The 12,543-nt window shown below is 43.4% G+C and carries 11 protein-coding genes and 1 riboswitch; of the genes, 5 read left to right on the forward strand and 6 right to left on the reverse strand.

Features of this window, described 5'->3' with window-relative positions; translation table 11 throughout:
- Positions 1-36: 36 nt before the first annotated feature.
- Entirely contained in the window at positions 37-1,644 is a 1,608-nt protein-coding gene (locus tag LOZ80_RS19930; RefSeq protein ID WP_238166356.1) for a hypothetical protein, read from the reverse strand.
- Positions 1,645-1,720: 76 nt separating this feature from the next.
- On the opposite strand from LOZ80_RS19930, the gene LOZ80_RS19935 reads away from it, so the two are divergent.
- Complete coding sequence (locus tag LOZ80_RS19935) at positions 1,721-1,984, forward strand: hypothetical protein (RefSeq protein WP_238166357.1); 264 nt, start codon at positions 1,721-1,723, stop codon at positions 1,982-1,984.
- A 528-nt stretch (positions 1,985-2,512) separates the two neighbouring features.
- Positions 2,513-4,096, forward strand: coding sequence for a stalk domain-containing protein (locus LOZ80_RS19940; RefSeq protein WP_238166358.1), 1,584 nt, complete (start codon positions 2,513-2,515; stop codon positions 4,094-4,096).
- A gap of 253 nt (positions 4,097-4,349) precedes the next feature.
- Here LOZ80_RS19940 and LOZ80_RS19945 read toward each other — a convergent pair whose 3' ends face one another.
- From LOZ80_RS19945 to LOZ80_RS19965, 5 genes are all read right to left on the reverse strand, one after another.
- Entirely contained in the window at positions 4,350-6,110 is a 1,761-nt protein-coding gene (locus LOZ80_RS19945) for a methyl-accepting chemotaxis protein (RefSeq protein WP_238166359.1), read from the reverse strand.
- Positions 6,111-6,121: 11 nt separating this feature from the next.
- Positions 6,122-6,583, reverse strand: coding sequence for a DinB family protein (locus tag LOZ80_RS19950; RefSeq protein WP_238166360.1), 462 nt, complete (start codon positions 6,581-6,583; stop codon positions 6,122-6,124).
- A gap of 147 nt (positions 6,584-6,730) precedes the next feature.
- Positions 6,731-7,393 (reverse strand): response regulator transcription factor, encoded by a 663-nt coding sequence (locus LOZ80_RS19955; protein WP_238166361.1) that lies wholly within the window; start codon positions 7,391-7,393, stop codon positions 6,731-6,733.
- Complete coding sequence (locus LOZ80_RS19960; RefSeq protein WP_238166362.1) at positions 7,390-8,616, reverse strand: sensor histidine kinase; 1,227 nt, start codon at positions 8,614-8,616, stop codon at positions 7,390-7,392. The genes LOZ80_RS19955 and LOZ80_RS19960 overlap by 4 nt, the downstream gene beginning before the upstream one ends.
- Positions 8,595-8,780 (reverse strand): hypothetical protein, encoded by a 186-nt coding sequence (locus LOZ80_RS19965; protein WP_238166363.1) that lies wholly within the window; start codon positions 8,778-8,780, stop codon positions 8,595-8,597. The genes LOZ80_RS19960 and LOZ80_RS19965 overlap by 22 nt, the downstream gene beginning before the upstream one ends.
- 220 nt (positions 8,781-9,000) lie before the next feature.
- A riboswitch (FMN riboswitch) is annotated at positions 9,001-9,157 on the forward strand.
- A gap of 132 nt (positions 9,158-9,289) precedes the next feature.
- Here LOZ80_RS19965 and LOZ80_RS19970 point away from each other — a divergent pair.
- From LOZ80_RS19970 to LOZ80_RS19980, 3 genes are all read left to right on the forward strand, one after another.
- Positions 9,290-10,165, forward strand: a complete 876-nt coding sequence (locus LOZ80_RS19970) for a DMT family transporter (protein ID WP_238166364.1) — start codon at positions 9,290-9,292, stop codon at positions 10,163-10,165.
- Between the two features lie 186 nt (positions 10,166-10,351).
- Positions 10,352-10,741 (forward strand): DoxX family protein, encoded by a 390-nt coding sequence (locus tag LOZ80_RS19975; RefSeq protein ID WP_238166365.1) that lies wholly within the window; start codon positions 10,352-10,354, stop codon positions 10,739-10,741.
- 211 nt (positions 10,742-10,952) lie between these two features.
- Positions 10,953-12,461, forward strand: a complete 1,509-nt coding sequence (locus tag LOZ80_RS19980; protein WP_238166366.1) for an Rqc2 family fibronectin-binding protein — start codon at positions 10,953-10,955, stop codon at positions 12,459-12,461.
- Positions 12,462-12,543 lie beyond the last annotated feature (82 nt).

The raw sequence follows: 12,543 nt of genomic DNA on the forward strand, positions 1-12,543 counted from the left end.
GAAATCTCTACCTTTCTACGCTAATTCTAGGGAAACTCAACGTATCAAGAATTTTAATTTTTTGACTTCTTTTTCACCCAAATCTTGTTGAAGTCGATCTAACATCTTATCCACTTCCTCAATTTTAAAAGTTTTCGGTTTGGCTTGAACACTACGATTAAAGGAGGAGATCCACTTTCTTAGTTGAGCTATAATTTCGACTCGAATATTATCCTCATTCATCATCTGAAGAGCGCTTAATAAACAGCGTAACTGATCCCATTTATTTATAATCGCGAACAATCGTACGACATATTTGGCGACATGAATTTCTGGCGATTTAAGAAGAATATTTAACAAACGGTTGGAATCAATAAGGTGTGCTTTCTTACGTAATCCTCGATATCCTTCAACTGTTAAACCATTGTTATCACTTTGTAGAGCGATATAGAAAAGTTCAAGAAACTGCTCGCAATTTAATAAAGATAATCCTCTAAGACCTGCTCGTTTTATTTTTATATCTACATGACTCGCATACTCTGCTAGAATTTCAACATGCTCAGGACCTCCAACTTCACCCAAAGCAATTAATGCTGTAGCTAGACTCTTCGTATTCTCGCCCCATAAATAATCCAAGTAATGGTTCGCAAAATCAATTTCTGTTGCTGAATTAAGATAGAATCTTGACACTTCCCTAACAGAAATATGAGGATCAACAAGGGAATTCTGTAGTTCAGGAATTGCGTCTATATGATTTTTTTCTGCTAAAGTGGTTAATGTGATTCTCCTGATTGGCGCATATCGATCATTGATTAAGCGGTTGAAATAACTTGGAAATAATAACTTACTGTCACAAATGACTCTGCAAGCCATTAATCTAATGATCGGTTCAGATTGTTTCAGAGCTTTATTAAGAACGAGCAGTTGCTGCGAGTTTTGATATCCCAAGGCTATTTGATAACACATTCGTTTTGTTATAAAAGTACTTGATTCTAGTCCATTCATTACAGCTGGGAATGATTCTTCTAGGTTAAGTAGTCCAAACACCGATTCAACGATGTGATGATGACTAACTCGGTTACGAGTTCTAAGCCGAATCACAAGCGGGAGATTATTTATAAACTCGGAAGCATACTCCGAAATAATACGCTCATTAACTGCCATTCGTGCTTGTGTTCTTACAGTCTCAACCCAATCATTTAATCTGATCAATAGGTAAGGGAGCTCTTGACCATCTCTTATTTGTGAAAGCTCCTCAACCGCTTTTTCCCGAATATACCCGTTAGGATGCAAACTACATAAGTAAACGAGCACTCGGTCCACTTTCTTGAAATCACTAATCTTTATTTTATACCATGCTTCTAGTCTAGAACTCGGTAAATAAGGTGAGAAGCCTCTTATATGTTCATCCAACCAAACCAAATCCTCTAGCCTACAATTCCTCAATAAAGACTCCATAGCATTCACAGCTGTGCTTCTCAAATCAGCATTACAGTCTAACAATAGAGGGATTAAATATGGAACGGCAGCAATCTCTGCCGATTGTCCCACCAATCTAATCAGCCTTAATTTTTCTTCGTTTTTATTAGCAAACGTCCCCCATAATGAAGGCGTTTTGTAAATGTTATCCATCAAATCTTTGGTTGTCCGAGATAATCCCTTCAAACGATTTACCTCCCTCAAAATGACTAATGAAACTCGCAAATGGAAATAACTGATAAGAAAAGGAGGGGAATAAAGAATGATGATCATTTTTTTCGCTGTTGTTACAATTATCCTCTTAGGTGTTGGGATGTTCAAGTACAATTTGAAAGAACAGGAACTTGAATCTCTTCGTTCACTATCCACCAAATTATTGGATACGAATCACCAGATGTATAAAACATTGGCTATGGGATTGTATTATCGTTTTTACTTGTTCATTATTGGTCGCTTTATTTACAAAAACAAGCACATGAACTTGGCCATTCTAACAATGATACAAATGACACTAATCGTGATTTGAAACCCGCGTAAAAAGAAAAAATGCCTCCTTTTTTACGGGAAGCACTAAAAAAAGAGAAAAGTGGGAGAACGAACAAACGAAAAAATCCAGTTTGCAATTCCAGAATTAATTAGAAACTAAACTCGCCAGCGGCGAAAATGAGGGTTTGTTGCAGAATTCGTTAGAAAAAATATTTAGAAATAATTCTGTGTATGCATATTTATACAAAGCATTATTTGATCAGTAAGTGGAAGGATTAATGCAAAAATCCATATAAAAATAGATACTATAATGAATAGGGATTGCTTTTTCACAAAATGAACCTCCAATATGAAAATTTAATAGTATAATATAGCAATTCAAATTGTCTCACTTTATTCCTTTTTAGGGAAAGTTGGGAAATGAAAAATAATACACTTATAAGAATGGCCAAAGATAGGAATATGACAAAAATTGTCGAATACATCTTGCTCGAAGTAATTTGATATCGAAGAAGAGAGTTCTGATTCATATCACCAATCCATCTAAAACAAAGGAGCACTCTTAGCAATGAAAAAGTATATTATTCTGATTTGTACAGTACTCATTTTAAGTCTTGTAGGTCCTTATTGTGCATTTGCAGATTCAACTACTTACTTACCTGATGAAGAAGGCTTAGAGTTAGACTGGGCCTTTACAGAGACCCCACCGAAACGTCCTCAACCGAAAATTTTAAACCCATTAAATTATGAAGTAAAATGGAAAATCGATAACACGCTAATACAAGATATTATACTTGATCAACAAGGAGTGGTTTACACTTCCGATTCCAAAGATATGGTACGTGCTGTATATCCAAATGGAAAAGAAAAATGGAGTATTCACTTGGACATGGGTTTTGAAATCTCCGTAATTTACTTAGTTATTGGACAGGATGGCACACTATATGCCCATAGCTCTGACAGTTTTTCTGAAAAAGGGTTATCGACAATCTATGCTCTATCTCCAGAAGGTAAGATAAAATGGAAATTACAATCTAAATCTATTTATAGTGATTTTAATAGCCAGTTCGCAGGTGATGTTCATGGCAATTTAGTTTTTTTCACCGATGAAGGACTAACCTCACTTAATGCGAAAGGTGAAGTCAACTGGATCAACAAAACCATTACATCCTCTGAACCAAGAGATTATTCACGAAACTCACATAAAGTCTCTCTATTCATGGATTCTAAAGGAAACCTTTACTTAGATTCTGCGCTAGGTGTAATGATTTCTCTTGACCGATCTGGCGTAGAAAGATGGCACACTCAACCACTACAATATGTAAATAAGTTTTCTGGTTTTCAACCTCATTTCTCTCATAACGATCACCTTTATTTATTAACTGAGGATGGATTGCATATCTTAAATACTCGTGATGGTAGCACTGTGGATACAATTAATATGGATATTAACGATATTCAATCTTCAGGTGTTCCAATGGATGGTCAGGGTGGATTCTACATTAACGCGCGGGGAAGATTTCTGAAAATCAACCGTGAAGGCGAGCTGATCTGGGAATACAAACGGCGAGAGACAGAGAAAAATGGGATAGGTTCTGTGGAAGAACCCATAACAGACAAAGAAGGGAACGTGTATTTCAACACGGGTGTCGGTAATATTATCGCGCTCAACAACAAAGGGCAAGAAATTTTTGTGTTCCTTCGAAACGCTTTCTGGTCAAAAATCGATAAACTCATTCTTGATAATAATGGAAATATTGTATCAACGTTAGATGATATTGGACTTGTATCTTTTGGAAAGAAGCAAATTCAAGTATATATAGATAACCTTAGCCTGCCTCTAACTGCTGCTCCGATTAATCATGATGGTACCGTACTTGTACCATTCAGATCACTATTCGAAAACGCTGGTCTCAAGGTTTCGTGGGATCCCGACTTGAAAACCATCACTGGTACAAAAGAGGGCTTATCCATCCAATTAACGATTGGGGGAAAAACAGCCTTCGTCAACGGACTAGCACAAGAGTTGAACGAATCACCTTTGATTGAAAACAATAACACATTCGTGCCACTTCGTTTCGTAGGCGAAACGTTGGGGAGAAAAGTGAATTGGGACGGTACCAGCTCATCGATCAACATTGATCGAGAATAAGTAGTAATCTTGCTCTAGCATTTGAGTGTAAAAATGGGATACTAAATGAATTAGAAAGGCGAAAACAATTCTGAAAAGAATATTATAAAAAAAAGCAGATGAGGAGTTATCTCATCTGTTTTTTAGTAACGTGAATATTATTTTTCAAATGTCGATCAATGCTTTCAATCCATTCAGGCAATACATCCCCTAGTCCAACAGCCTACGCTTCCTAAAATCGATAATCGTTAGCCGATCTAGTCTCCCTTCGTCTTCACAGCTTAAACCGTTGAACTAGCCGGAGCATCTCCTCGGAGATCCGGCTCATAGAGTCGGCCGATGCCGAGATTTCCTCCAAGGCGGCGAACTGATGTGTGGTGGCCGCCGAAATTCCCTGCGCCAGATCGTCGGAACACTTTGCCATATGGTCAATCTCCAACAAGGACGCGGTAAATTCCTGCGAGCTCGAGGAGATCTGTTCGGACGCCGAAGAGGTCTGCCGCACATGGTACGCAGCGCTGCGCGTAGCTAACAGGATCCGGTTGAATGCTTCGCCGGAATACTGGATGAGCTCGGCTCCGGCCCTTACTTCGCGATCCCCCTTATCCATAGACGAAACGGCGGCGCCAATATCTCCTCGCGTATCACCGATTAGCTCCGCGACCTGCATGGCGGATCGTTGCGAGCGTTCGGCCAGCTTCTTCACCTCGCCGGCGACGACTGCGAAGCCCTTACCCTGCTCCCCGGCCCTCGCCGCCTCGATAGACGCATTCAGCGAGAGCAGGTTCGTCTGCGCGGACAACTCAGCCATCTCTTCTGCAATTTCCCCGATATGCCGTGATCTCTCTCCGAGCCGGCCGACTATCGATGAGAGGTCCTCCACGGTGGAAGTTATTGCCCACATCTGCTCCGATGACCGGATGATGAGTTCGTTGCCTTGTTCCGCATGGTCTAAAGTGGTCAGAGAGGCCTCATGAGCCAGCGAAGAGGAGGCGGCTATGCGTTGCGCCTCCTCCGCCAATTCCTCCATGGCGAGTGTGCTTTCCCGCAGGCTTTTCTTTTGCACCTCATTGCTCGCAGCGACTTCCTGCACGGAAGCGGAGATGCGGTTCATTGCTCCCGTCGTCTCCAAAAAAGTCAACGATAGGTCCCGCGAGGCCGATGACAAAGCGGCGGCGTGGGTGATCAGCTCCCCGGTCATCGTTCGTAGGCTGTCCCTCATCATGGAGAACGAGCGGAACAAGTCGCCGATCTCGTCCTGGCTCCGAATGATTTCTCCATCGCTGGGCGACAAGTCGCCCTCAGCGATCTTCCTGGCTTGGCGGGTCAGCAACGCGATCGGCTTGGAGAGCCTCATGGCGAATAGAATAATGACAACGACACCAACCGCCAGGCAGCTGATGAGCGTATACAGTGTGCCTTGAACAATATACGTTTGCCCCGCCATGTAATCTTGGATGTACGATCCCGCGACAAGGGTCCACCCCCACTCTGGGTTCTTCAGCGAGTAGGCGATTTTCATGGCCTCTTTGGAATTATCGGGAAGAGGCCACTTGTAGACAGTAAAGCCGCCGGCCGGTTGTCCGCCCTTCTTCAGCATATCTCGAATATGATAGAAGCCATCGCTCGTCTTTTGATCAAAGAGATTCTGCCCCTCCAGCGAAGGGTGCGCCAGCAATTCACCTTTATCGTTGAGGATAAAGAAGTAGCCGTGCTCCCCCAGATCAATATTCGCATTGACCGTCCTCAATCCGTCCGCCTGCCTGGGACCGAGAAGCAACTGCTTCACTTGCTCCTGCGCGGCCTCTTTGCTGAGCGTGCCCCTTGCAGCCGAATCCTCGAACGACGCCATGATCTCGGAACCCATCTTGACCGTATTGCGCAGATTCGACCTCATTTGCATGTCGCTCTCGCTCGACGACACCCATAGACTCATAGCAGCCATCGTCAGCATCGGCACGATCAGGATAGTTAAGGTAATGAACAATAATTTATTTTGAATAGTGAGCCGCCTGCGATTTGATCTCAACTTCACGATATTGCCCTCTACTTCAATGCTTTCAGCATAGCGGAGACATTGCCCACATGATACGATGCATGCAGAGCCGTGGAAACGACCAGCCCCCCGAACGTTTCGGCGCCGAAGAAATTATCTTTCACGGGCTGCGTCAAACTATCCTTCAGCCATTCCCACAGATAGGCGGGCTGCCCCTTCAGTTGGTCAATTAGCGTTTCCCAGGCTGGAGGTTCGTTAAGCCAAACCGAAGGTTTCGTGCCATAACCGAAATAAGCCATATACTCCGACGGAAGCTTCATCGCTTGCATATTGCCGGATAAATAGAAGATATGAAGCTCTGTGGAGACGAGTACGTGGCCTACATGCCAGTGAATCGAATTGTTGAAGCCTTCTGGCACCTTATTACGCCCATCCACCGGGCATCTTTCTGCAAGCTCCAGAAGCTTGGCGTATTGGTCGTTTAGAATATGGAATACAAAGTCATCTCTCATCGTGGTTGTTCCTCCCCTTGTCCATCATCCGTCGGTTTTGCTCCGACTTCCTATGGAATGATTGTAACAAGGACGGCGCCTGAGCAAATGTGCGAAAAGTAATGAATAATCAAGGGCAATCGCTATGCCAAAAGTAATGTCATTTCCTTATAAGAGCCGGCGAACTGCAAAAATAGCCGCCTGCGTTCGGTCGCGTAGTCCCAGCTTCGCCATCACGCTGGACAGGTGGTTTTTAGCGGTGCCTTCCGTAATATGCAGGGCATCCGCGATCTCTTTATTGTTTAAGCCTTCAGCAAGGAAGGCCAGCACATTCTTCTCACGTTCAGTCAAGCTGGCAAGCCCTTCCTCCTCATCCTTCAAGAAAGCGGGAGTCGGCATGGAGCTTCCAGCCGTCCCCTTGTTCAGCCCCTTCAGCAGCATCGACGTAATCTCGGGCTGAAGAACTGTTCCTCCGTTGCAGACAGCGTGAATCGCGCTGACGATCGCCTCGGACGGCATATCCTTCATGAGATATCCGTGCACACCTTGCTCCAAAGCCCTCAGAATTAGCTCCTCGTCATCGAACGTGGTCAGGATCAGGATTTTGGTCTCGGGATAATGCTTGAGGATGAGCGCGGATGCCTCCACACCATCCATTACCGGCATTCGGATATCCATCAACACCGCGTGAGGACGCCACTCCATCACTTTGGCATAGGCGTCTCTCCCGTCCGCCGCCGTGCCGACCACCTCCATGTCCGGCTCCAATTCCAGAATCGTCGCTAACCCTTCCCGCATGAGCCTCTGATCATCCACTACGAGAATCTTCATTGTCTCTCCCCCTCCATGCCTGCAGCCGGATACGGAAGAATCGCTCTCACCGAGAAGGTTCTATCGCCTTCCTCCCCGAACGAAACCTCTCCGTGCCATTCCTTTACTCTTTCTTGCATGTTCAACAAGCCGAAACCCGGTTTCAGCTCTCCTGGTAAAACTCCGTCATTACTTATCACTATCGAAAGCCCGCCCGTGTCGTAAGCCAGTTGAATAGAGGCTTTGTTCGCGCGTCCGTGCTTCTTCGCGTTCGTCAACGATTCCTGGGTGATACGGTACGCCGTGAGCTGGAGTTCACCTGGAAGCGGAACCGGATCGCCTTTCAGGTGAAACCGGGTCTCGACCTCCGCATACCTCGTGAACTCCTCGGACAGCTTGTCCAAGCTTTCGGGCAGGAATGTCGACTGCACAGGCTCGTCCCGTATCGTCCGTACCGCCAACCGTATTTCCTGCAAGGAGGCCCGCAGCAATTCCTCGCATTCCGAATAGATCCGTCCACTACGCTCCGAGTCAACCCGGCTCAGCTTGCGAGCCGCTTGCATCTGAACGATCAGTCCTGTTAATTTATGGCCTACCGAGTCATGCAGCTCCCTTGCGATCGTGACCCTCTCCCGTGCCGCTCCCCATTCTTCCGCTTGGATAGCATATTCCTGCAGCCTCTCGTGGGATTCCCTCAGCTGCGCGTACAAGTGAAGTGCGTCCTGCCTCGCGCGTTGATAGAAATGAAGCAAGAGGCACACGATGCCCGCAAACACGATAAAAGAGCAAGTCATAAAATAGCTAACTTCGTCCAACTGTTTGAATACATACCAATCGATAGCGATCATGATCGCCAAATAGACGGCAAGCAATACTACACAGGTGATGATGATGGATCGGAAGCTCTTCGGGAACATCAGAATGGCCAACGCCGTAATCCCGACCAGCAGTTGATTGGGGACTTGTCCTCCAATAAAGACGTAGCCGTAAGCCGCCGAAACCAGAAAATCCAGAATCAGAACCCGAATCAGCATGTTCCTACGCACCTTCGACTTGGGCAGCCGAAACCGAACGAACAAAAACACAGCTATCGAAAGAACGATAAAGCTCAGCCGCCAGAAGAACGCGGTCGATGTTTCATAGTAAACGACCCCCGTCACGGCGAGACTCGCGATCAGCTTCAGCGCGAAGAACAGCTGCCAGAAAAGAAGGCCATTTCTCGTTAAATATCCTGCCGGATCCATAATTGCGTTCCTCCCTTTCGATCGCCTGGAACTAGCATATAAGCAAAAACGCCTTCGGCGTCCTTATGGACGCTGGAGAAGTCGTCAATGATCACCCTGCCGGCCTTGATTTCTTTGTCTATCAGCGTAGATGTACGCATAGCCATGCAATCTTTATTGTGCATCAGGCACATGGCTCCTCCTGAGGCTTAACAGTAATTAGGAAATATTCACATGGTCAAGGATACACGACTCACTTCATTTGGTAAATGGGTTATGACTATAAATTCTGAAATTCTTAAAGATAAGAAACATTACGACTGCTGCTCTCGAACGCTCATTTTCCTGCTCTCCACGGTCTTGATGGTTTTGAAAACTTTGTGGTACAATGCAACCTAATTGAATACGGACCTTCGGGGCAGGGTGAAATTCCCGACCGGCGGTGAAGAGCCATTCTGATAGGCTCCAAGCCCGCGACTCGTCGAATTCCTCTAAGGAAGGGACGACTGACTTGGTGAAGTTCCAAGGCCGACGGTTACAGTCCGGATGGAAGAAGGTCACAACTAAGCATGGAGATGAATCGTTTTTGAAAACGACTCCGATCCAAGCTTATTTGGATATGCCCCGTTATTTATATAACGGGGCATACTTCTTTAGAAGTGTCCTATTCAAAAACCGAAGGAGGTTGTTGAATATGGAAAGTGCACCGAATTCAATCTATTTTTTGACTGCTCTTTTTCTCGTTCTTTTATCTGGATTTTTGCATGCGTTGTGGAATCTTTTTACGAAGAGGAGTGTAAAAAAAGACGTATTTTTGTGGCTATGTCAATGGGCGGGGGTAATTGTTTATTTACCTTGGGTTATATTATATATTCCCCAATCGGTCGCAGACATAAAAAGTTATTCTTTACTATTTGCTTCTATGATTTTGCACGGAATTTATGTAATACTGCTCGCTAAAACGTATTCATTGGGAGATCTTTCTCAAGTCTATCCAATCATGCGTGGAACAAGTCTATTATTGGTTCCACTGATATCTGTATTTTTTTTAGGACTTCACCTAGGTGTCGTAAGCTGGATAGGTATATCTTTTATTGTTTCGGGGATTTTTTTCATTAGTGGAGCTAAGTTTAACAAAATTTCGCCTCGACCGAAGGTGGCCATACTCCTCGCAAGTTCAGTAGGCATTTGTATTGCGAGCTATATTCTGGTGGATGCAATATCTATTAAATATTGGCCACCTTTCGTACTGAATGAAGCAACAAACTTGGGGAATGGATTAGCTTTATCATTTTCAGTTTTTCGTTCCCGAGCAATAAGGAATGAATGGAAAATCAATTGGAAAACGGTTCTATTAGGGGGCATTTTTGCACAGGGTGGCTATCTGTTATTTTTATATGCTGTAACAATTGCCCCTGTAGGACAGCTAGCACCTATGCGAGAGATTGGGACAGTTTTTGGCACAATGTTTGGAATTGTTATTCTTAAAGAGAAACAAGGTAAGAGTCGAATTATTGCTTCTATTCTCATTGCAACGGGGATCATTATTCTTGGATTTTCAGGACGCTGATTTAAATGAGTGTGTTGCATGTACAATTGGATTCCGGGAAACATGACTTCTTGCATAGAGCATGAAAACATTCACCAAAAGTCATGCTTGTCCTCATTCGAATATCTATCTTTTCGCATATTTGCCTCCTTCCTTTTTTTGATAACATAAAGGTGAAAGAAAAAACGGAAGCAAGGAGCTGTAAAAATGAAAAATATTAAAATTATCAATTGGATTCTTGTGGCCATTGTTGCTCTATATTTCTTTTTAAGTGCTTATATAGATTTGGCCCATACTCCCCAAGCCGTAGAGACGGTGAAGAAGTTAGGTTATTCGGAGTACTTTTTGGATATACTTGGAATCGCAAAAGTTCTGGGAATTATCGCGCTTCTTGCTCCAAAATTCAATAGATTAAAAGAGTGGGCGTATGCCGGATTTACTTTCGATGCGATTTCAGCTATCTGGTCGAACATTGCTAGCGGCTATCCTTCGGAAAGCATTGCAGCTGTAATAGTAATTGTGCTTCTTATGGCCTCCTACATTGTGTTCCGCAAGCTACAGAACGAAATCCATGCAGAATCCGCCAACAAATCTTAGGATTAGTTCTAAAATACTACTTTTTCCACATCCGTTAACTGAATTAGCCGTATTCATATTTCCCCAATAATAATCCGAAGGAACAACATACAGTCGTTCCCTCGGATTATTTTGTTTATACAAAACGATACAGAGGCATTTTGTGTATAGTGAGCTACGAAAATATTTGATATTCTAATTGCAAATATCTCTGATGAAAGAAGGAATATTCATGGCATTTGACGGTTTACTAATGCATCAACTTGCCAACGAAATCAATTCTAATTTACCGATGACAATCAATAAGATCATACAAATTTCTGATACGGAGATTCTCCTGGATGGACAATCAAACGAGCGTAAACTTAGGCTGATTATCAGCATTCATTCACAAAATAACCGTATAAATTTCACAGAAGAAAATTATTCGGAATCGAAACAGGAAAATGAATTTTTGATATTACTGGCAAAACATCTACGCGCTGGCGTCATCCAAAGTATGGAACAAGTCGGTGTTGAACGAATATACTGCTTTCAAATCAGTGTTGGGCCAGTTCGCTTCACACTTTACATTGAACTGCTAGGCAAAGATGCAAACATCATACTTGTCGATGAAGCGAATAACATTATTGGTGCAATGAAACAAACATCGCTCTGCAAAGCCAGTGCGCGGACACTCTCGCCTGAAGCCATTTATCACCTTCCATTTGATGATAGCGGAAAACAGAATCCTTTCCAGCCGTCTTCCATAATTGAATCAGAGTCACTTGTAACACAATTTCATGGTTTTTCGCCTCTGTTAAGCCGTGAATTTCAATACCGAATGCAGCAGGGGCAGTCATTTCACGAAATTATGCATGAACTAAACAGAAGCGATAAGCTTTATTTGTCGGAAACAGAGCAGGGTATCCATTTTCATTGCATTCCGCTTACACACTTGAGGGGAAATTTGAGTTTTTACCCGATTATGGAAGGCGTAGATATTGCCTTGTATAACATGCAAACTCGTCAGCAATCAGATCGTTTATTCCAATTGGTACGCAATGAATTAATTAAACGCTCCCGAAAACTTTCAAAATTGGAGCAAGCAGTTCTTGAAGTCGGGCATTTTGAGCAATATCGTACCTATGCGGATCTACTTTACACATACTATCATCTGCTTCCCCGCAACGATGCTTCTGCCGATCTCAAGGATTTTATGACAGGAGAACTGCTTTATATTCCATTAGACATCAAACTGAGTGCAAAACAAAATGCTCAAAAATACTATGAAAAATACAACAAAGGAAAAATTGCTCATACCAAACTCAAGGAGCAAATTGTGCTTTGTAAAATGGAATTAGATTATTTTTCTCGGCTTGAGTCCCGGCTTGAACTGGCTGATGGCATAGATGTATTAGAAATTCGCAGGGAGCTAGAAAAACACGGCTATTCTAAAGCAAAGCAAAACCAATCAACGAAGAAAAAACAGAACAGGAAGTCTAACATTATGACTTTTCAATTCGACCATGATATCAAAATCTTCGTAGGCAAGAACAGTATTCAGAATGATTACCTAACATTCCATTATGCCAAGAAAGAGGATTTATGGCTGCACGTGAAAAGTTATCACGGAGCACATGTTGTTATCAATACCTCAACACCTGATGAAGAAACGTTATATTATGGGGCCTTATTGGCTGCTTACTTTTCGCAAATCAAGGCCTCTAGTTCGGTAGAAGTAAATTATTGTAACTCTTAGAAAGCCCAAAGGCGCCCCAATGGGATTGGTGTTACTTGGAGCCCACAAAACAATGTATGTCAGGCCAAAGGAAGAAGTTATT

It is taken from the genome of Paenibacillus sp. HWE-109, from assembly GCF_022163125.1.
In the GTDB taxonomy this organism is placed as follows: domain Bacteria; phylum Bacillota; class Bacilli; order Paenibacillales; family NBRC-103111; genus Paenibacillus_E.